General features: G+C 64.1%; 19 protein-coding genes. 14 read left to right on the forward strand and 5 right to left on the reverse strand.

Translation table 11 applies throughout. The features are described 5' to 3' along the window. Window positions 1-70: 70 nt before the first annotated feature. From NFC73_RS10640 to dnaE, 6 genes are all read left to right on the forward strand, one after another. Window positions 71-601, forward strand: coding sequence for a cell division protein SepF (locus NFC73_RS10640; RefSeq protein ID WP_056342219.1), 531 nt, complete (start codon window positions 71-73; stop codon window positions 599-601). Window positions 602-721: 120 nt separating this feature from the next. Further along, a complete protein-coding gene (locus NFC73_RS10645; RefSeq protein WP_056342216.1) occupies window positions 722-1,009 on the forward strand; it encodes a YggT family protein in 288 nt (95 codons plus the stop codon). 177 nt (window positions 1,010-1,186) lie between these two features. Next, entirely contained in the window at window positions 1,187-1,879 is a 693-nt protein-coding gene (locus NFC73_RS10650; RefSeq protein ID WP_254750009.1) for a DivIVA domain-containing protein, read from the forward strand. 93 nt (window positions 1,880-1,972) lie between these two features. Then, complete coding sequence (lspA, locus tag NFC73_RS10655; protein WP_254750011.1) at window positions 1,973-2,563, forward strand: signal peptidase II; 591 nt, start codon at window positions 1,973-1,975, stop codon at window positions 2,561-2,563. Next, entirely contained in the window at window positions 2,556-3,482 is a 927-nt protein-coding gene (locus NFC73_RS10660; protein ID WP_254750013.1) for an RluA family pseudouridine synthase, read from the forward strand. The genes lspA and NFC73_RS10660 overlap by 8 nt, the downstream gene beginning before the upstream one ends. A gap of 50 nt (window positions 3,483-3,532) precedes the next feature. Continuing rightward, complete coding sequence (dnaE, locus tag NFC73_RS10665; RefSeq protein ID WP_252600778.1) at window positions 3,533-7,090, forward strand: DNA polymerase III subunit alpha; 3,558 nt, start codon at window positions 3,533-3,535, stop codon at window positions 7,088-7,090. A gap of 10 nt (window positions 7,091-7,100) precedes the next feature. Here the strand turns inward: dnaE and NFC73_RS10670 are convergent, their stop codons facing one another. After that, window positions 7,101-7,598: a flavin reductase family protein gene (locus NFC73_RS10670; protein ID WP_254750015.1), complete on the reverse strand. Its 498-nt coding sequence runs from the start codon at window positions 7,596-7,598 to the stop codon at window positions 7,101-7,103. Between the two features lie 158 nt (window positions 7,599-7,756). On the opposite strand from NFC73_RS10670, the gene NFC73_RS10675 reads away from it, so the two are divergent. The 3 genes from NFC73_RS10675 (at window position 7,757) to nrdR (ending at window position 10,334) form a co-directional block, all read left to right on the forward strand. Beyond that, window positions 7,757-8,290, forward strand: a complete 534-nt coding sequence (locus tag NFC73_RS10675; RefSeq protein ID WP_254750017.1) for a hypothetical protein — start codon at window positions 7,757-7,759, stop codon at window positions 8,288-8,290. A 9-nt stretch (window positions 8,291-8,299) separates the two neighbouring features. After that, window positions 8,300-9,676: a histidinol dehydrogenase gene (hisD, locus tag NFC73_RS10680; protein ID WP_254750019.1), complete on the forward strand. Its 1,377-nt coding sequence runs from the start codon at window positions 8,300-8,302 to the stop codon at window positions 9,674-9,676. A gap of 151 nt (window positions 9,677-9,827) precedes the next feature. Next, window positions 9,828-10,334: a transcriptional regulator NrdR gene (gene nrdR / locus NFC73_RS10685; protein ID WP_254750021.1), complete on the forward strand. Its 507-nt coding sequence runs from the start codon at window positions 9,828-9,830 to the stop codon at window positions 10,332-10,334. Window positions 10,335-10,411: 77 nt separating this feature from the next. On the opposite strand, the gene ppgK is transcribed toward nrdR, so the two are convergent. Together ppgK and map are read right to left on the reverse strand one after the other, a co-directional pair. Then, the gene (ppgK, locus tag NFC73_RS10690) at window positions 10,412-11,215 is read right to left on the reverse strand and encodes a polyphosphate--glucose phosphotransferase (RefSeq protein WP_254750023.1); all 804 of its coding nucleotides are present in this window, start codon (window positions 11,213-11,215) and stop codon (window positions 10,412-10,414) included. A gap of 58 nt (window positions 11,216-11,273) precedes the next feature. Continuing rightward, complete coding sequence (gene map, locus NFC73_RS10695; protein ID WP_254750025.1) at window positions 11,274-12,152, reverse strand: type I methionyl aminopeptidase; 879 nt, start codon at window positions 12,150-12,152, stop codon at window positions 11,274-11,276. Between the two features lie 121 nt (window positions 12,153-12,273). Here map and NFC73_RS10700 point away from each other — a divergent pair, with 121 nt between their 5' ends. After that, a complete protein-coding gene (locus tag NFC73_RS10700) occupies window positions 12,274-12,441 on the forward strand; it encodes an SPOR domain-containing protein (protein WP_141140108.1) in 168 nt (55 codons plus the stop codon). Window positions 12,442-12,483: 42 nt separating this feature from the next. Here NFC73_RS10700 and panB read toward each other — a convergent pair whose 3' ends face one another. Beyond that, complete coding sequence (gene panB, locus NFC73_RS10705; RefSeq protein WP_254750027.1) at window positions 12,484-13,389, reverse strand: 3-methyl-2-oxobutanoate hydroxymethyltransferase; 906 nt, start codon at window positions 13,387-13,389, stop codon at window positions 12,484-12,486. A 264-nt stretch (window positions 13,390-13,653) separates the two neighbouring features. On the opposite strand from panB, the gene glnA (NFC73_RS10710) reads away from it, so the two are divergent. The 4 genes from glnA (NFC73_RS10710) to NFC73_RS10725 all read left to right on the forward strand — a co-directional run bounded on the left by glnA (NFC73_RS10710) (window position 13,654) and on the right by NFC73_RS10725 (window position 19,049). Further along, window positions 13,654-14,994, forward strand: coding sequence for a type I glutamate--ammonia ligase (gene glnA / locus NFC73_RS10710; protein WP_056342417.1), 1,341 nt, complete (start codon window positions 13,654-13,656; stop codon window positions 14,992-14,994). A gap of 6 nt (window positions 14,995-15,000) precedes the next feature. Beyond that, window positions 15,001-18,012 carry a bifunctional [glutamine synthetase] adenylyltransferase/[glutamine synthetase]-adenylyl-L-tyrosine phosphorylase gene (locus tag NFC73_RS10715; protein ID WP_254750029.1) on the forward strand — a complete coding sequence of 1,004 codons (3,012 nt, stop codon included), beginning with the start codon at window positions 15,001-15,003 and terminating at the stop codon, window positions 18,010-18,012. A gap of 66 nt (window positions 18,013-18,078) precedes the next feature. Continuing rightward, the gene (locus NFC73_RS10720; protein WP_254750031.1) at window positions 18,079-18,522 is read left to right on the forward strand and encodes a VOC family protein; all 444 of its coding nucleotides are present in this window, start codon (window positions 18,079-18,081) and stop codon (window positions 18,520-18,522) included. Continuing rightward, window positions 18,519-19,049, forward strand: coding sequence for a GNAT family N-acetyltransferase (locus NFC73_RS10725; protein WP_372494640.1), 531 nt, complete (start codon window positions 18,519-18,521; stop codon window positions 19,047-19,049). Before NFC73_RS10720 ends, NFC73_RS10725 begins: the two co-directional genes overlap by 4 nt. A gap of 267 nt (window positions 19,050-19,316) precedes the next feature. On the opposite strand, the gene glnA (NFC73_RS10730) is transcribed toward NFC73_RS10725, so the two are convergent. After that, entirely contained in the window at window positions 19,317-20,741 is a 1,425-nt protein-coding gene (gene glnA, locus NFC73_RS10730) for a type I glutamate--ammonia ligase (protein WP_254750033.1), read from the reverse strand. Between the last annotated feature and the right edge of the window lie 78 nt (window positions 20,742-20,819).

The following is a 20,819-nucleotide window of genomic DNA, read 5'->3' on the forward strand; positions in this document are numbered from 1 at the left end:
TGAATGGCGGGGGATTCAAGGCTGTCAAGTCATTGGGCGGCCCGCCTACGGACACGATTAGGAGTCGACCATGGCCGGCGCTCTGCGCAAGACAATGATCTATCTTGGGCTCGCCGATGGCGATGAACACTACGAGTCCGAGCACACCACAACACGTAAGGACGAGGACGATTCGATGGAAGTTGACCGCGAGGAACGCCGTGCACCGGCACCCGTCCGCGACGTCAGCCGCGAGTCATCACACGCCCCCGAAGAGGAATACCGCGCACCAGTGACCCCCATCAAGCGTGCGGCCTCAAGCCGCGAAGAACCGTCCGGGCTTCGGCAGATCACCACGATCCACCCGCGGTCCTACAATGACGCCAAGCTCATCGGTGAGAGTTTCCGGGACGGCATCCCCGTCATCATGAACGTCACCGACATGGGCGAAGCGGACGCCAAGCGTCTCGTTGACTTCTCGGCCGGCCTGGTTTTTGGTCTCCGGGGCAGCATCGAACGCGTCACGAACAAGGTTTTCCTGCTGTCACCGTCGTACATTGAGGTCATTGGTGATGACAAGAAGGTCAGCGAGACCCAGGCCAGCTTCTTCAACCAAAGTTAGCCCTGAGCTTATTCCGGATGCCAGGCAGGTACACCTGTCTGGCATCCGTGCTGAAATAGACAAGAAACATTGGCAGGGCACCGCGGTATCCGGAATGGACATGGAGATATGAGTTAAGTCATGGGAATTGTTTTCGGACTTGTCTATATCGCCCTTTTGCTGTTCTTCGTGGCGCTGATCATCCGGCTCGTCTTTGACTGGGTCCAGATGTTTGCCAGGGAATGGCGTCCGCGTGGTGTTGCCCTCGTGGTGGCCCACACCGTGTACTCGATCACCGATCCGCCCCTCAAGGGGCTCCGGAGGCTGATCCCTCCGTTGAGGCTCGGCGGGGTGACTTTGGACCTCGGGTTTCTGGTCCTGTTCATCGCCGTCAGCATCGCGATGGCGGTCACCAGGGGTTTCGCGTAATCTTCGACAAGACCTAGCGGCGTAGGCGAAGTTCCTGGAATTGGAACTCCCGCTGAGCCGCGAAGAAATCTCCGGTTTGACACCCAGTGTTGAATTAGAGGAACCAGACAGTATTTAGGTACCGTAGTTTTGACGGCCGGAAGGCCTACTGACTAACTAGACCAATGAGGTGACCAGATGGCTTTGACGCCAGAAGACGTTGTCAACAAGCGCTTTCAGCCGACCAAGTTCCGCGAAGGCTACGACCAGGATGAAGTTGATGACTTCCTGGACGAGATCGTTGTGGAACTCAGGCGCCTGAACCAGGAGAACGACGAGCTCCGCAAAAAGCTTGCAGAATCAGGTTCCGGTGTGCCGGCCAGCTCCGCTGCGTCCGCCCCGGTGGTCGAGAAGGTTCCCGCACCCGTCAAGGCTGACAAGGTTGAGTCCCCGGCGAAGGCCGAGGTTGAGGCGAAAGCCTCCGACGCCGCCAAGAAGAAGGAAGCCGAGTCGGTGGCACCTGTTGCGGCCGTCCCGGCTGCGCCCACCGCAGCCAACGGAAGCACGGTTTCAGCCGAGTCCGCTGCCGGACTGCTCGCCATGGCGCAGCAGATGCACGACCGTCACGTCGCCGACGGTCAGTCCCAAAAGGACAAGATCATCGCAGAGGCCCAGATCGAGGCCAGCAGCCTGGTCAACGATGCCCAGGAGAAATCCCGGAAGATCCTCGGTGCCCTTGAGCAGCAGCGCTCCGTCCTGGAACGCAAGGTTGAGCAACTCCGCGGCTTCGAACGCGACTACCGCTCACGCCTGAAGGCCTACATTGAAGGCCAGCTGCGCGACCTTGACGCCCGCGGTTCCGTGGCGGCACCTGAGGTTGAAGCGAACTAGTTCGTCAAGCACGTATTCTGAGAACCGGTGGCTGAGGATTCCTCGGCCGCCGGTTTTTGGGATTTAACATCGGCTGTACAAAATGAAAGCACCATGACTGACCACCTCGCCGCTGACGCCGCAAACCCTTCTCCTTCATCGGCCCGCCCCCGGCGGGCACTCCTGCTCTCGCTCTTCGCCGGTTTTGCGGTCTTTGCGTATGTCCTGGACCAGCTGACAAAACTCTGGGTGACGTCCTCGATGGTGGAGGGTGAACGCATCCCGGTCCTTCCGCCGCTCCTGCACTGGTACTTCATCCGGAATTCCGGGGCCGCATTTTCGATCGGGGAAAATGTCACGTGGGTGTTCTCCATCATCATGGCCGGCGTCTCCATCGCCATCCTGCTCCAGGTGCGCAAGCTGGGGTCGGCCTGGTGGTCGCTGGCGCTGGGTCTGCTCCTGGGCGGGGCCCTGGGCAACCTGACGGACAGGCTCTTCCGGGAGCCCTCGTTCGGCATGGGGCACGTGGTGGATTTCATCCAGCTGCCCAATTTTGCGATCTTCAACATTGCCGACTCCGCGGTGGTCTCAGCGGTGGCCATCATTTGTATCCTCACGCTCAAGGGGATCGCCCTTGACGGTTCACGCCACGTCGCGGCGGCACCGAAAGAGGCGGCACAGCCGAAGGACACAGACGGTGTCTGAGCGTGTAGTGGTCGCCGACGAATTCGGCGGAACGCGGGCGGACGCAGGGCTCGCCAAGCTGATGGGGATCTCCCGGTCAATGGCCGCGACCCTCATTGCTGAAGGCAACGTGGTTGGCCGCGGCAAGAAACTCGGAAAGTCCGCACGGTTGGTTGCCGGCGATGTCCTGGAAGTGACGGTGCCTGAACGACGGGACCCGCTCGAAGTGGTGGAGGAAGTTGTGGAAGGCCTGAAAATCCTGCTGGACGACGACGAATTTGTCGTTGTGGACAAGCCGGTGGGCGTTGCCGCGCATCCGTCGCCCGGCTGGGTAGGGCCCACCGTGGTCGGCGGTCTCGCCGGAGCCGGCTTCCGGATCTCGACGTCGGGTTCCCCGGAGCGGGTGGGGATCGTGCACCGGCTCGACGTCGGCACGTCCGGTGTGATGGTGGTGGCCAAAACGGAGCGCGCCTATACGGCCCTGAAGCGGGCCTTCAAGGAGCGCACTGTGGAGAAGGTGTACCACGCGGTGGTCCAGGGGCTCCCGGATCCGCTGGAGGGCACCATCGACGCACCAATCGGTCGCCACCCCGGACACGACTGGCGCTTTGCCGTGATCGAAGACGGCCGGCCGTCGATCACGCACTATGAGGTGCTGGAGGCTTTTGGCAAGGCCACGCTGGTGGAGGTGCACCTTGAGACCGGGCGTACACACCAGATCCGTGTCCATTTCTCAGCTCTGCGGCACCCCTGCGCCGGAGATCTTACCTACGGGGCGGATCCTCGGCTCGCCGCCACCCTGGGCCTGACACGGCAATGGCTCCATGCCCGGCAGCTCGGCTTCGACCACCCGGTGACGGGGGAGCGCGTGACCGTTACCAGCGAATACCCGCAGGACCTGGCCTTTGCCCTCGAAGTCCTGGAGTCCGGGGAGGCCTAGCGGCTGGGTCGCTGGGCCCCTGGCGGTCCGCCAGCGCTTAGAATGGTGCGGTGACTTCCAGCAATGCCTCGTTCGTCCATCTCCACAACCACACCGAATACTCCATGTTGGATGGCGCAGCCCGCCTGGGTGAGCTTTTCAACGAGACTGAACGCCTCGGGATGCCGGCCCTGGCCACCACCGACCACGGGTACCTGTTCGGGGCTTTCGACTTCTGGAAGCGCGCCACGGACCAGGGGATCAAGCCGATTATCGGCGTCGAAGCCTATGTCACCCCCGGCACCGCGCGGACGGACAAAAGCCGTGTCCGCTGGGGCGAGGAACACCAGCGCAAGGACGACATCTCCGGCGGCGGCTCCTACACCCACATGACGCTGCTGAGCTACAACAACGTCGGCATGCGCAACCTCTTCCGGGCCTCGTCCATCGGCTCGCTGGACGCAGTCTTCGGCAAGTGGCCGCGTTTGGACCGTGAGCTCCTGAACACATACTCCGAAGGCCTGATCGCCACTACCGGCTGCCCGTCGGGGGAGGTCCAGACCCGGCTGCGGCTGGGCCAGTACCGCGAGGCCATGGAAGCCGCCTCGGAATTCCGGGACATTTTCGGTGCGGAGAACTATTTCTGCGAACTGATGGACCACGGCCTGGACATCGAACGCCGGGTCACGGGGGACCTGCTGCGGCTGGCCAAGGACCTGAACCTGCCGCTGGTGGCCACCAACGACCTGCATTACACGCACGAACACGACGCCAAGGCGCACGAGGCCCTGCTTGCCATCCAGTCGGGTTCCACGCTGCTGGAGCCATCGTATGACAACGGCGGTTCCCGCTTCGCGTTCTCCGGCAGCGGCTACTACCTCAAATCCCCGCAGGAGATGCGGGAGCTGTTCAGGGACCACCCGGATGCGTGCGATAACACCCTGCTGATCGCCGAGCGCTGCGATGTCTCGTTCAACACCGGTGCTAACTACATGCCACGGTTCCCGTGCCCACCGGGCGAGGACGAGACATCCTGGCTGGTCAAGGAAGTCGCCACCGGACTGGAATACCGGTACCCGGGCGGTGTCCCGGATAAAGTCCGCACCCAGGCCGACTACGAACTCGAAGTCATCACCTCCATGGGGTTCCCGGGTTACTTCCTGGTGGTGGCCGACTTTATCAACTGGGCGAAGAAAAACGGCATCCGCGTCGGCCCGGGACGTGGCTCCGGAGCCGGGTCCATGGTGGCGTACGCCATGCGCATCACGGACCTGGATCCGCTCCTGCACGGGCTGATCTTTGAGCGGTTCCTCAACCCGGACCGTGTGTCCATGCCTGACTTCGACGTTGACTTCGATGACCGTCGGCGGTCCGAGGTCATCGACTATGTGACCCGGAAATACGGCGACGAGCGCGTGGCCATGATTGTCACGTACGGCACCATCAAGACCAAGCAGGCGCTGAAGGACTCCTCCCGAGTGCTTGGTTACCCGTTCAGCATGGGCGAGCAGCTGACCAAGGCGCTCCCGCCGGCCGTGATGGCCAAGGACATCCCGCTCGCCGACATCCAGAACAAGGACTCAAAGCGCTACAGCGAGGCCGGTGACTTCCGCCAGCTGATCGCAACTGATCCCGAGGCCGCCAAGGTCTTCGAGACGGCTCTCGGCATTGAGGGGCTGAAGCGCCAGTGGGGCGTGCACGCCGCCGGCGTCATCATGTCCTCGGACCCCATCATCGATGTCATCCCGGTCATGCGGCGCATCCAGGACGGCCAGGTGATCACGCAGTTCGACTACCCCACCTGCGAGGGCCTGGGCCTGATCAAGATGGACTTCCTCGGGCTGCGGAACCTGACAATCATTTCCGACGCCCTGGAGAACATCAAGCTCAACCGCGGCCTGGACCTGGACCTGGACAGCCTGGCCCTGGATGACGTGGCGTCCTATGAACTGCTGGCCCGGGGCGACACCCTGGGCGTGTTCCAGCTTGATGGCGGCCCCATGCGCTCCCTGCTGAAGCTGATGAAGCCTGACAACTTCGAAGACATCTCCGCCGTGCTCGCGCTCTACCGGCCCGGTCCCATGGGCGCCAACGCGCACACCGACTACGCGCTGCGCAAGAACGGGATCCAGGAAGTCATCCCGATCCACCCCGAACTCAAGGAACCCCTTGCTGAAATCCTCGGCGGAACCTACGGCCTGATCGTCTATCAGGAGCAGGTGATGGCCGTTGCCCAGAAGCTCGCGGGCTATTCCCTCGGTCAGGCAGACATCCTGCGGCGCGCCATGGGTAAAAAGAAGAAATCCGAGCTGGACAAGCAGTTCGCCGGATTCTCCCAGGGCATGCAGGACAACGGCTATTCCATGGCCGCCGTCAAGACCCTGTGGGACATCCTGCTGCCGTTCTCCGACTACGCCTTCAACAAGGCCCACTCCGCCGCCTATGGCGTGATCTCTTACTGGACCGCCTACCTGAAGGCGCACTTTGCTCCCGAATACATGGCTGCCCTGCTGACGTCGGTCGGCGACGACAAGGACAAATCGGCAATTTACCTCAACGAATGCAGGCGCATGGGAATCACTGTGCTGCCGCCGGATGTGAACGAATCCGCGCTGAACTTCACCCCGGTAGGCACCGACATCCGTTTCGGCATGGGCGCCATCCGCAACGTAGGGGTCAACGCCGTCGAAGCGATGGTGGCCGCGCGCGAAAAGGAAGGCGCCTACACGTCCTTCAAGGACTACCTCATGAAGGTCCCCGCCGTGGTCTGCAACAAGCGGACCATTGAATCCCTGATCAAGGCCGGAGCCTTCGATTCCCTCAACCACCACCGGCGTGCGCTGGCGATGATCCATGAAGAGGCCATCGACTCCGTCATCACGCTCAAACGAAACGAAGCGATCGGCCAGTTCGATCTCTTCGCCGGATTCGAGGAGGCCGAATCCGAAGCGTCGCTGAGCATCGAGATTCCCGACCTGCCGGAATGGGAGAAGAAGGACAAGCTCTCGTTTGAGCGGGACATGCTCGGCCTGTACGTGTCGGACCACCCGCTGCAGGGCCTGGAAGGACTCCTCAGCCAGCACGCGGACCAGTCCATCACCTCGATCATCGGCGAAGACGGGCCGCACGACGGCGCCATCATCACCATCTCCGGCATGATCACCTCGCTCAGCCGGAGGATCGCGAAGGCGAGTGGCAACGCATATGCCCGTGCCGAAATCGAAGACCTCGGCGGTTCGATGGAGGTGATGTTCTTCGGCCAGGTCTACGGCCCCATCGCCTCGGTCCTGGCCGAGGACCTGATCGTGGTGGTCAAGGGCCGCCTGCAGCGGCGGGACGACGGTGCCGTGACGCTGAACTGCATGGAACTGTCCGTTCCCGACCTCAGTGAGGGAACCAACGGGCCCGTGCTGATTTCGATGCCCACCCACAAGGCAACCGAGGCTGTTGTCACCGAACTGGGCGATGTCCTTCGGAACCACCGGGGGAACTCTGAAGTCAGGCTTCACCTGCAGGGGGACACCCGGACGGAAGTCATGGGCCTCCCCGTCCATCTCAGGGTCAACCCGAGTCCGTCACTGTTCGGCGACCTGAAGGTGCTCCTGGGCCCAACCTGCCTGGATAACTAGGTCCCGGCCGTTAGATCTCGTAGTCCAGCGGGACCGGCTGGCCATAGCCGCCGGCGTGGTACAGGAGCGGCGAACCGTCGTCGCCCACTTCGCCTTCCACAACTTCAACCACCACCACGGCATTGTTCTCGAAGGAGAGCCGCATCTGGATCTTGCCGATCAGCCAGCCCGCGACGTCTTTGAGGATCGGGACCTCGTGCGGGCCAAGTTCCCAGTGGTCCCCGCCGAACCTGTCCTTGGTGCGGGCGAAACGGTCCGCCAGCGCCTGGTTTTCCAGGCCCAGCATGTGGACGCCGAGGTGGGTGGCGTTGGCCACAGCCGGCCAGGAACTTGAACTGCGGGCCATGTTGAAAGTGAACCGCGGCGGCTGTGCTGAAAGTGACGCCACGGACGTGGCGGTAAAGCCGTAGGGCTCGCCCTGGTAGTTCACGGTGATGATGGCGACCCCGGCAGCATGCCGCCGGAACATTTCCTTGAAGGTGCGCTCGAACGGCGTTTTGTCTGTCATCTTGAGATTTGCTCCCTGAAAAGCAGGCTGGAATGGACTCTTCCTTAAGCGTATTAGTCCCGCCGGAGAGGGCGGAATCGCTGGACCCGGCACGTCATCTGTCAAGACTGCCCCCGTCATTTGATCGGTCATACCCGACCTTTGTTAAGGTTTATTTCATGAAACAACACATCAGCCGCCGGTCCTCCCGGCTGCCGTGGAAATGGTTTGCCGCTGCTGCTGCCGGTGGCGTTCCCGTTGGCCTGCTGTGGTGGCTGCTCGCGCCAGGGGGGATGAACCTGATCACGCGCAACCCCGCACTGGCCGACGGGACCAATCCGGAGGTTTGGCTGCTCAGGGACCTCACCCTTGCGGGGCTTTGTCTGTTCGCAGGGTGCCTGGTGGCCGTCTTCCTGACCGGCAAAGGCGGCCGCGATGCGCAGGCGGCCTTCCTCCTGGGCCTGGCCGGCGGACTGGGCGGCGCCGTGATCGCGTGGCTGACCGGCGTGCTTGCGGGCCAGCTGTGGGGCGGCCCCGCAGATACATCTGTCAATGCCAGCGTCGCGTTCTCGCTCCGGTCCCTGTCCGTGCTGATCCTGTGGCCGGCAGCGACTGCCACGTCCGTGTTTGTCTTGAGCCTGATAAACCTGCTCAAGAGCGGGCCTGGGAGTGCGGGCACGCCGGTAGCCGAAGGCAACGCGCCCGGCGCGTAAAATGGACCGGTGACCATTTCTCCTGAACTTCCTGCCACCCCGCCTGCCGCCGCTGTCAGCTTCCGGACGGTCGACCTTCGGGGCAGGGGCCTGACGCTTGCCGGTTTGCGCGCCGCTGTTCCCCGTGCGCAGCAACACACCGTGGCGGATGCGGAACAAAAAGTGCTGGACATCATCAGAGCCGTCCGCGAGAACGGCTTCGCAGCCCTCAGCGACCTGGCACTCCGCTTCGACGGAGTCCAGCAGGTCCACCCCCGCGTCCCCGCGGCCTCGTTGGCCCGGGCGCTGGCGGACCTGGACCCGGCGGTACGCAGCGCATTGGAAGAATCCATCAGCCGGGCCCGGCGCTTCGCGGACGGGCAGCGGCCGCGGGATCTCGACGTTGAGCTCGGCGACGGTGCGCTGGTGAGCCAGAACTGGGTGCCGGTATCGCGGGTCGGCTTGTACGTCCCCGGCGGTCTCGCCGTCTATCCGTCGTCGGTCATCATGAATGTTGTCCCGGCGCTTGCTGCGGGAGTGCAGTCCATTGCCCTGTCATCGCCGCCGCAGAAGGACTTCGGCGGCCTCCCGCACCCCACCATCCTCGCGGCTGCGGCCCTGCTCGGCATCGACGAGGTCTACGCCATCGGCGGGGCGCAGGCCATCGCTGCGTTCGCTTACGGAGTGCCGGCACATGACGCCGGGCCGGCGCTGGAGCCCGTTGATGTAGTCACGGGTCCCGGAAACATTTTTGTGGCTACCGCGAAGCGCCTGGTCAAGGGTGTGGTGGGAATCGATTCTGAGGCAGGGACCACCGAAATCGCGATCCTGGCCGATTCAACGGCGAAGCCTGACCTGGTGGCGGCAGACCTGATCAGCCAGGCGGAGCACGACCCCCAGGCGGCTTCCGTGCTCATCACGGACTCGGAGGAGCTGGCCGCGGCGGTCCGCGCCGAACTGGACCGGCAGGCGGCCGGCACCAAGCACTCCGCCCGGGTTTGCGAGGCGCTCTCCGGTCCGCAGTCGGGAGTTGTCCTGGTGGAGGACCTGGAGCAGGGCATCGCCGCCTGCGACGCCTACGCCGCTGAGCACCTTGAAATCATGACCGCTGACGCGCCGGCTGTCGCTGCGCGGATCCGGAACGCCGGGGCGATCTTCGTCGGGGACTACAGTCCTGTCAGCCTGGGCGACTACTGCGCCGGCTCCAACCACGTCCTGCCTACCAGCGGGACCGCGGCGTTTTCCTCCGGACTGAACGTCACCACTTTCCTGCGCGCCATCCAGGTCATCAACTACAGCCGGGCGGCGCTGCAGGAAGTCAGCGGCCACATTGTGAGCCTCTCCGGTGCCGAGGACCTGCCGGCGCACGGTGAAGCGGTCACAGCGCGCTTCCGCGAAGCCCGCTGACGCAGCAGGCCTCGCGGGGCCGGCTGCGGGCACCACTACATGTGGTAATTACAGGATTGTTATTCCGCTACATGTAGTCGTAAACTGAGAGACGGAGAGGTCCGCCGGGCCGGAAACATCGGCGCCGGAAGACATCGAGGGAGGGGACACCATGTACTGTCCATTTTGCCGCAATCCGGACTCCCGCGTTGTGGACAGCCGCATGGCCGACGACGGCTCGGCCATCCGCCGGCGCCGGCAGTGCCCGGAATGCGGCCGCAGGTTCACCACCGTGGAAACCACCAGCCTTTCGGTGATCAAACGCTCCGGAGTGGGCGAACCCTTCAGCCGCAGCAAGGTCATCAACGGCGTGCGCAAAGCATGCCAGGGCCGGCCGGTCAGTGAAGACGACCTGGCGCTCCTTGCCCAGGAGGTGGAGGAGCAGATCCGTGCCTCGGGCGCGGCCGAGATCGACGCCCATGAAGTCGGCCTGATCATCCTTGGTCCGCTGCAGAAGCTAGACCAGGTGGCCTACCTGCGTTTTGCCAGCGTGTACCAGGCCTTCGAATCCCTTGAGGACTTCGAGACCGCCATTGCCCTGCTCCGCCACGAGTCCGTGGACGAGGGCACGCAGCCGGGGGCAGCGCCCGCGAAGAGCTCCGAAAAGAGCCCCCTGTAAGCTCCGGTGGTGGCCGCGGAGGGGAAGCCGCCGCCACCACCGGCACCGGCTGCCCCAAGGCGCCGGGCAGCTACCGGCTATTTTGTGAGCTTGTGCTTAATGCCAATTTCGACGGCGGCACCGACGATCCCGGCCTCGTTCTTGAGTTCGGCCGGCACGATCCGGGTGCGCAGCTTGAGGTGCGGCAGGTATTCGTCTGCGCGCTTGGAGATGCCACCGCCAACGATGAACAGCTCGGGCGAGAACAGGAACTCCACGTGCGAGAAGTAGCGCTGCAGCAGCACGCTGTATTCCTCCCAGCTCAGTCCGTCCCTTTCGCGGGCTACGGCTGAGGCTTTGCTTTCGGCGTCAAAGCCGTCGATCTCCAGGTGCCCCAGTTCTGCGTTGGGGACGAGGCGGCCATCGAAGATGAATGCTGAGCCGATTCCGGTGCCCAGGGTGATCACCAGGACAGTGCCATCCACCCCCTGACCCGCACCAAAGCGTGCCTCCGCCAGCCCGGCGGCGTCGGCGTCGTTAATGACCTCCACCGGGCGGCCAAGGCGTGCGGTCAGCAAAGCATCAATGTCGGTGTGGAGCCAGGTCTTGTCCACGTTGGCCGCCGAATGGACCACGCCATGCTGGATGATGCCGGGGAAGGTGACGCCCACGGGCGAATCCGCGGCCGGAGCCTCCGGGCGGCTTGAAAGCTCGGCAACCACCTGCGCCACGACGTCGGCTACGGCGTCAGGGGTGGCGGGCTGGGGCGTAGGCACGCGGAACCGCTCACCCAGCAACTTGCCTTTTTTCAGGTCGACAATGCCGCCCTTGATTCCCGTGCCGCCGATGTCAATGCCGATCAGCGGGGCGTTCTTGTGCGACTTCTCGTCCTTCTTGGCCAATGTTGTTCCGTTCGTGGCAGGGCGGCAGGTCGGCCGGGCGGCTGACCGGAAAAAATTTTCAGGGGAGCGTGAGGATTTCGGCTCCGGATTCCGTCACCAGCAGTGTGTGCTCAAACTGGGCGGTCCGCTTGTGGTCGCGGGTGACAACTGTCCAGTCGTCCTCCCACATGTCCCACTCGATGGTGCCGAGGGTCAGCATGGGTTCGATGGTGAACACCATGCCGGCCTCGATGACTGTGCTGTAGGCCGGCGCTGCATCGTAGTGGGGGATGATCAGGCCCGTATGGAACGCTTCGCCCACGCCGTGGCCGGTGAAGTCCCGCACCACGCCGTAGCCGAAACGCTTGGCATAGGACTGGATGGCACGGCCGATCACGTTGATCTCCCTGCCGGGTGCCACGGCTTTGATGGCCCGGTTGAGGGATTCCCGGGTGCGCTCCACCAGCAGGCGCGACTCCTCGTCGACGTCGCCCACCAGGAAGGTGTGGTTCGTGTCGCCGTGGACTCCGTTGATAAAAGCGGTGATGTCGATGTTGAGGATGTCGCCGTCCTGAACCACGGTGCTGTCCGGGATGCCGTGGCAGATCACTTCATTCAGCGACGAGCACAGGGACTTGGGGAACCCGCGGTAGCCAAGCGTGGACGGGTAGGCCTTGTGGTCCAGCAGGAATTCGTGGCCCACCTTGTCCAACTGGTCTGTGGTAACGCCGGGCCTGATGTGTTTGCCCACCTCAACGATGGCCTGTGCGGCGATCCGGCTGGCGATCCGGATTTTCTCAACAGTCTCGGCGGATTTGATCTCGGAGCCGGTGAACTTGGCCGGGCCGGGCTTGCCTACGTATTCCGGGCGCGGGATGGACGCGGGAACGGGGAGCAGCGGGCTGACGGTTCCGGGGGTAAGGGTGCCGGTGGGTGCAGTCGAGGCTAGGGAAGGCATAGATTGATCATATAAGGCACCGCATTAGGCCAAGTAACTGGAAGCCCCAAGCTGTCCGCATCCGCGTTTAAGTTACGTGGATCACGGCAGGGCCTCCGGCCGGCTGGAACGAGGAGGACCGATGACTGAGTACTGGTACAACGTGAACACCCACGAGGTGGAAGAGGACGCACTCTCAGACTGGAGCCAGCTGATCGGCCCCTACAAAACTCGGGAAGAGGCCGAACACGCCCTCGAAAAAGTCCGGGCCCGTAACGAGGCCTGGGACAAACAGGACGACCAGGACTGACGTGCGAGGGGCCCTGGGCGAGCGTGGGGAGCGCGTCAGTTGCTAGAAGGAGTGTTCCGGTCCGGGGAACTGGCCTGAACGGACCTCGTCGCCGTACGCCTTCGCCGCGTCACTGAGGGTCGTGCGCAGGTCAGCGTACTGTTTGACGAACTTCGCCATCTTGCCGCCGCGGAACCCGGCCATGTCCTGCCACACCAGCACCTGCCCGGTGGTGGCGTTGCCGGCGCCGATTCCCACCGTCGGCACGCTGACCGCCGCGTCAACGGCGGCCGCAGTGTCCGCCGGAACCATTTCCATCAGGACGGCGAACGCCCCCGCCTCTACCAGCGCCACGGCGTCGTCAACCAATCGCTGGGCGTCATCACCGCGGCCCTGGACCCGGTATCCGCCCAGCGTGTGTTCACTCTGGGGGGTGAAGCCGATATGGGCCATCACCGGGACGCCGGCCTGGACCATGGCCCGGACGGTTTCGGCATAGTATTTTCCGCCCTCGATCTTGACGGCATGGGCCAGCCCCTCCTTGAGGAACCGGACACCTGTTTCCACACCCTGCTGCGCCGAGACTTCATAACTGCCGAACGGCAGGTCCGCCACCACCAGGGCCCGCTTGGCGGACCGCGCCACGGCGCGGCAGAGGGGCAGGAGTTCATCTACAGTGACCGGCAGGCTGGTCTCGTTGCCGAATACGTTGTTGGACGCCGAGTCGCCTACCAGGAGGACCTCGATGCCGGCCTGGTCGAAGATCTCCGCGCTGTACTGCTCGTAGGCGGTCAGCATGGCGAAGCGTTTGCCGTCCCGCTTGGCCTGCTGCAGGTGGTGGATACGCACTCTGGGTGCGGGCTTCGAGTTCACTTCCGACGACGGCGGCTGCACCGGTGCAGGTCCGTTTCCGTAGGGTGCGTGTACTTCAGCGGACGCGCTTGACTCAGAGCTATTGGTTGAGGCCATGGCAAGAGCGTAATGCGGCAGCAGCAGTCCTAGCCACCGCAGGCGGGCTGGCGGACCGTGATCCGCGTCATATTCATGTGCCCGCCAAGGGCATTTTTGCCACCTGCGGGTGCGGCCGTCAATGGTTGCCGTGTAAACGCTGTGTTACGTGCGGCGCCGTCGCCCGCATTCGAGCCGATTGCTTAGTAAAGTGATGGTGAACTGCTGCCGGGTGCCGCTTCCGCGGACCCGGGGCATGAACGATTGACCGGAGAAGAGGCCATCATGGACCGCCAGCAAGAGTTTGTCCTGCGCACAATCGAGGAGCGCGACGTACGGTTCGTACGTTTGTGGTTCACCGACGTCGTAGGTTCACTCAAATCGGTGGCACTTGCCCCGGCCGAGGTTGAAGGGGCGTTTGAGGAAGGGCTCGGTTTCGACGGTTCCGCCATCGAAGGCCTGGCGCGCGTGTTCGAATCGGACATGCTGGCGCAGCCGGATCCGTCCACGTTCCAGATCCTGCCGTGGCGTGGCGAGACCGAACAGACCTCGCGTATGTTCTGCGACATCCTGACCCCGGACGGCGAACCGTCGGCCGCGGATCCGCGCAATGTCCTCAAGCGCACGCTGGCCAAGGCTGCGGACATGGGCTTCACGTGCTACACGCACCCGGAGATCGAGTTCTACCTCCTCAAGTCCCAGCAGCCCGGGCCCGACGGTGCTCCGGTTCCCGTTGACGAGGGTGGCTACTTCGATCACGTTCCCGGCGGCGTGGCGCAGGATTTCCGCCGCACGGCCGTGACAATGCTGGAATCCGTGGGCATTTCGGTGGAGTTCAGCCACCATGAAGCCGGTCCGGGCCAGAACGAGATCGACCTGCGCTACGCGGACGCCCTGCAGACCGCTGACAACATCATGACGTTCCGCACGGTGATCAAGGAAGTGGCCCTCCAGCAGGGAACTTACGCCACGTTTATGCCCAAGCCATTCACCGACCACCCCGGTTCCGGGATGCACACGCACTTCTCGCTGTTCGAGGGCGACACCAACGCTTTCTACGAGGCGGGCGCCGAATTCCAGCTTTCCAAGACGGCCCGCCAGTTCATCGCAGGCATCCTGAAGCACGCTCCCGAGTTCACGGCTGTGACCAACCAGTTCGTAAACTCCTACAAGAGGCTCTGGGGCGGCGGCGAAGCGCCCAGCTACCTCAGCTGGGGCCACAACAACCGGTCGGCACTGGTCCGGGTCCCGCTGTACAAGCCCGGCAAGGGCCAGTCGGCCCGCATCGAATACCGCGGCATCGATTCGGCAGCGAACCCCTACCTTGCCTACGCCGTCCTGCTGGGGGCCGGGCTTAAGGGGATCGAAGAAGGCTACGACCTGCCCGCCGCAGCAGAGGACGACGTCTGGTCACTGAGCTCCGCAGAGCGCCGTGCCATGGGTCACGACCCCCTGCCCGCCAGCCTTCACGATGCCATCCGGTCCATGGAGGACTCCGAACTGATGCCCCAGATCCTCGGCGAGCAGGTCTTCGAGCACTTCCTGCGCAACAAACGTGCCGAATGGCAGGACTACCGGCTCCAGGTGACGCCCTACGAACTGCAGCGCAACCTCGGCATTCTCTAGGCGGCGGTGAGCCTCGCACGCCGCCTCATCTCAGCCGGCTTCAGTGACCTGGAGAAGGGTGAGCGCTTCCTTGCTGCCCCGGAACTGGACGGCCTGGACCCGGACAGGATTTTCGCTGGCCTGCAAATGGCCGCCAACCCCGACACCGCACTGCAGTCACTGGTGCGGCTGATCGAAAAGCACCCCGGTCTCCGGGAGCTGGCCGCGGCCGACCCGGAGGTCAGCGAGCCGCTCTACCGGGTGCTCGGGGCCTCCGAAGCGCTGGGTGAATTCCTCATCCGGCACCCTGAGCACCTGGACGCCTTTGACGTCACGGCCAGTCCCGAGCCACTTCAGGCAGACCCGGAACACCTCCGCTCTGTCCTCCTGAGATCCGTCCTCGCGGAGCCCGGGTCAGCACGGCCCGTGGCGGGAATGACCGGAGCCGACGCCTATGCGGCGCTGCGGTCGGCCTACCGCCGCGGGGTGGTGGACCTGGCGGTCAAGGACATGTGCTCTGCTGACCCGCTGGATTTTATGCCCGCCGTCGGAGCTGAACTCGCTGACCTGGCGGGAGCCGCGATCGAAGCCGCACTGGCAGTTTCCCGTGCCGAGGCTGCCGAGCAGTTCAGCGCCGGGGACGTGGCCGCCGTTGGCCTTGCCGTCATCGGGATGGGCAAATGCGGAGCGCGGGAACTGAACTATATTTCCGACGTCGACGTCATCTACGTGATCGACGCCGGCGACCTGGACGACGCCCGTGCCAGTACTATCGGCACAGCCTTGGCCACCGGTATTTCCCGGGCGATCTCCTCCGTGGCACGTGAGCCCGGTCTCTGGGAAGTGGATGCCAACCTGCGGCCGGAGGGCAAGTCCGGCCCACTGGTCCGAACCTTGGCCTCACACGAAAGCTACTACGCCCGCTGGGCCGAGAGCTGGGAATTCCAGGCGCTCCTGAAGGCGCGGACCATCGCCGGTGACAAGGACCTGGGGGAACGCTACGAAAAAGCCGTTGCCCCATTGATCTGGAGCTCCGCGGGCCGCGAAGGGTTCGTGGAGTCCGTGCAGGCGATGCGCCGAAGGGTTACAGAGCATATCCCTGCGGCGGAGGAACAGCGGCAGATCAAACTCGGCCGCGGCGGCCTCCGGGACGTGGAGTTCACCGTGCAGCTGCTCCAGCTGGTGCACGGAAAATCCGACGAAACCATTCGGCGCAGGGATACCACCGCGGCAATAGCGGCACTCTCGGCCGGAGGCTACATCGGCAGGTCCGACGCCGCCGCTTTCGATCACGCGTACCGGTACCTTCGCCTCCTGGAACACCGCATCCAGCTGTTCCAGCTCCGGCGGACACACCTGATGCCTGTCAGCGAAGCGGCACAGCGCGCCCTCGCAAAGGCAGTGCTTAGCCCCTTTTCCAATGACAGGCCGCCGCCGGCTTCGCTGCTGGCCACCTGGCAGAAGACCAAACGCTCTGTCCGCGAACTGCACGAACGGATTTTCTACCGTCCGCTGCTTAACACCGCGGCCAAACTCAGCAGCGAGGACGCCAGGCTGACGCCGGAGGCCGCCCAGGGCCGCCTCGCCGCGCTGGGCTATCGTGACCCGCAGGGCGCCATGCGGCATATCGAGGCACTCACCGCAGGTGTCAGCCGGCGGGCAGCCCTGCAACGCCAGCTGCTGCCCGTCCTGCTGGACTGGCTCGCCGAAGGTGTTGATCCCGACGCCGGGCTGCTCGCATTCCGGCGCGTCAGTGAGGCCCTTGGCACTACCCACTGGTATCTGGGCATGCTCCGGGATTCCACAGCGGCGGCTGAACGGCTATGCAACGTGCTCTCCAACTCACGCCTGATTGCGGATCTTTTGGAGGTTTCGCCGGAGTCGGTGGCGTGGCTGGGCACCAACAAAGACCTCGTGCCATTGGGCTTCGAAGCCCAGTGGCAGGAGATCGCGTCCAAAATGTCGCGCCACTCGGACCCGGAAAACGCCATCAGGCTGATCCGGCTCATTAGGCGCCGGGAGATCCTCCGGATCGCGATCGCCGATTCTGCCGGGCTTCTCAACCAGGACCAGGTGGGCGCGGCGCTGGCTGACACCGACCGGGCAGCTGTGCTGGGCGCGCTGCGCGTGGCCGAAGGCATCGTCTCTGCTGCGGGACCGCTCAAGACCGCGGTATTGGTGGTGGCGATGGGCCGCCAGGGCGGCCGCGAGATCGGCTACGGCTCCGACGCCGACGTCATGTACGTGCACCGCGCGTTGCCGGGCTATACGGACGATGAAGCGCAGGATCAGGCGGCCCGGATTGTCGCCAAGATCTCCAGCCTGCTCACGCAGCCGCTCAAGCCGGCCATCATGGCCGAGCGGGTGCTGCAGATGGACGCGGATCTTCGGCCCGAGGGCAAGAACGGGGCCATGGTCCGCTCGCTCGATTCGTTCGCCGAGTATTACCGCCGGTGGTCGTTGATCTGGGAAGCGCAGGCGCTGCTGCGGGCCCGGCCGATGGCGGGCGACGATGCCCTGGCCGAGGACTTCCTGGCGCTCATCGACCCCATCAGGTACCCGGAGTCGATTTCGGAGCAGGACGTCAGGGAGGTTCGCAGGGTCAAAGCGCGGGTGGAAGCGGAGCGGTTGCCGCGCGGGGCGGATCCGGCACGCCACGTGAAGCTTGGCCGCGGCGGACTGAGCGACGTCGAGTGGCTGGTGCAGCTCCTTCAGCTCCAGCACGCGGCCAAGCACCCGGAACTGCGGACCACGTCCACGGTGGAGGCCCTGGAAGCGGCGGCTGCACTGGACCTGCTCGCCGGGCCTGACGCGAAACTGCTGGCCGACGCGTGGCGGCTCGCCAGCCGGATCCGGTCCGCCAACGTCATCTGGAGCGGCAGGGCGTCGGACACGCTGCCGTCCGCACGCGGGGACCTTGAGGCGGTGGCCCGCTGGTGCGGCTACGAACCTGGCAACGCGGCCACCCTGGAAGAGGACTACCTCCGCCTGAGCCGGCGGGCCCGGGCCGTGTTCGAGAAGGCCTTCTACGGCCGTTAGCGGCTGTCCGGGTCCTCCCCGGAGGGCTGCAGACAGCCGCGGCGGTGCGGTGCTAGGTTGGGGGCCATGGCAACGCAAATTTACGTGAACCTGCCCGTCAAGGACCTGAAGCGGTCCGTCGATTTCTTCACCGCCCTGGACTTCTCGTTCAACCCGGACTACACCGATGAAAACGCGACCTGCATGATCATCAACGACAACGCCTTTGTCATGCTCCTCGTGGAGGGTTTCTTCAAAACCTTCACCTCCAGAGATGTAGCCGACGCTTCCAGTTCCACAGAGGCCATCATGGCCTTTTCGGTGGACAGCAAGGAAGCCGTCGACGCAACGGTACGCAAGGCGCTGGCAGCCGGCGGCGCCCCGTCGCAGGAGGTCCAGGACTACGGCTTTATGTATAACCACAGTTTCCAGGACCCGGACGGGCACCTGTGGGAGGTCCTCTGGATGGACCCTGCCGGTCCACCTGCCGACGACGGAGCTCCCGCCGGACCAGACGGACAGCCGACCTGAAAACCCGGGTTGATTCAGTCTGGCTCATCGCCCTGGATGACCTCGACGGTGATGCCCTTGCCATCCAGCTGGGTGAGGTAGCCGACCTTGAACTGGGCCCAGGACAAAGCATCTTCGTGGGTGACCCGCTCCGCATGGTCCTGGCGGGACTGGAGGAGGAATCGCGGTTCCCCTATGTCGTGGAGGCTGCGGGCTACGCCGTTGGCGTGCTGACCCTCCAGGCCGGTGCCGCGCGCCTGGCCGGCTGGCCGGACGAGGACTCTGCGTGGCTGTTGCGCGGTTTCCTGATCGACAGGCGCCACCAGGGGCAAGGCCTCGGGCCGCTGGCGGCCACGTCCGCAGTGGACGCCGCCGCGAAACTGACCGCCAGGCGCGGAACCCACGAGGCCGGCGTCGTGCTCTCCGTCAACGAAACCAACCCGGCCGGGTTGTCCGCGTACAGGACCGCCGGGTTTGTGGACCAGGGGCAGTACCTGGGCGGCAGTTCCGGACCGCAACGGACCATGTACCGGAGTTTCACGGGATAATTCGTCAAGACACGGCGGCCAGGCATTGCCTCCGGCTCCACATTGATCGATCATGTGGATTGGCGGTGTTCTTCAAACCTTGTTGGGGGGAAGGCTTGAAAAGTCTTCGTCTCGGGGAGCACATGTCAGGGGGCTGGCTTCTGGTCTCAGCACGTCTGGAGTCAGCCCCCACCTTAGGGACAAAAAAGTCCGCCCGGCCTGCAGCATTGACGCTGGCAGTCCCGGCGGACTTTTTGGCGGACTGAACGGGTTCAGCCGCGGATCTGGCTAGACGCCGTAGTAGAGCTCGAACTCGTACGGGTTCGGGCGCAGGGACAGCGGGCGGATCTCGTACTCGTACTTGTACTCGATCCAGGTGTCGATCAGGTCCTGGGTGAACACGCCACCTGCCTGCAGGAACTCGTTGTCCTCGCGCAGGGCCTCCAGTGCCTCTTCCAGCGAGCCCGGAGCCTTCGGGATGTCCTTGGCTTCCTCGGCGGGCAGCTCGTAGAGGTCCTTGTCGATCGGAGCCGGCGGTTCGATGCGGTTGCGGATGCCGTCAATGCCGGCCATCAGCTGGGCAGCGAAGGCCAGGTACGGGTTGGACGAGGGGTCCGGAGCGCGGAACTCAATGCGCTTGGCCTTGGGATTGGAACCCGTGATGGGGATACGGATACCGGCGGAGCGGTTGCCCTGCGAGTACACCATGTTGACCGGAGCTTCGAAGCCCTTGACCAGGCGGCGGTAGGAGTTCACCGTCGGGTTGGTGAAGGCGAGGACGGCCGAGGAGTGCTTCAGCAGGCCGCCGATGTACCAGCGGGCCATGTCGGACAGGCCGGCGTAGCCTTTTTCGTCGTAGAACAGCGGCTCGCCGTTGGTCCACAGCGACTGGTGGCAGTGCATGCCCGAACCGTTGTCGCCAAAGACCGGCTTCGGCATGAAGGTCACGGACTTGCCCCAGGCGTCGGCCGTGTTCTTGACGACGTACTTGAACTTCTGCAGGTCGTCTGCGGCGTGGGTCAGGGTGGTGAACTTGTAGTTGATTTCAGCCTGGCCGGCGGAGCCTACTTCGTGGTGGCTGCGCTCGACCTCGAGGCCGGCCTCATCGAGGGCGATGCACATGGCGTCGCGGAGGTCAGCCTGCTTGTCGGTGGGGGAAACCGGGAAGTAGCCGCCCTTGATGGGGGTCTTGTAGCCGAGGTTTCCGCCGTCTTCTTCTCGGCCCGTGTTCCAGTGTGCTTCTTCGGAGTCGATCTTGTAGAAGCTGCCCTCGGGGAAGGACTGGTACTGGACGTTGTCGAAGACGAAGAATTCGGCTTCGGGAGCGAAGAACGCGGTGTCAGCGATGCCCGTGGAGGCGAGGTAGGCCTCAGCCTTTTCGGCCACGCCGCGGGGGTCGCGGTGGTAAGGGTCTCCGGTGCGGGGGTTCACGATGGAGAAGTTCAGCGCAAGGGTCTTCTCCATGCGGAAGGTGTCCAGGAATGCGGTGGTGACGTCCGGGATCAGCTGCATGTCGGATTCGGCGATGCCCTGGAATCCGCGGATGGAGGAACCATCGAAGAGCTGGCCGTTGACGAAGAAGTCCGCGTCGACGCTCTTTGCCGGCACGTTGAAGTGCTGCTGCACACCCGGGAGATCGGTGAAGCGGATATCGACGAATTTAATATCTTCGTCCTTGATGAACTTGAGGACTTCGTCCGCAGTCTTGAACATCTATGCTCCTTACGCATATGTAATATCTGGCTGGCAAGCCAACTGATCCAGCGCAATCCGAAGGGCAGGGAAACCAAG

Origin of the sequence: Pseudarthrobacter humi, assembly GCF_024294965.1 — a bacterium.
Lineage (GTDB): Bacteria > Actinomycetota > Actinomycetes > Actinomycetales > Micrococcaceae > Arthrobacter > Arthrobacter humi.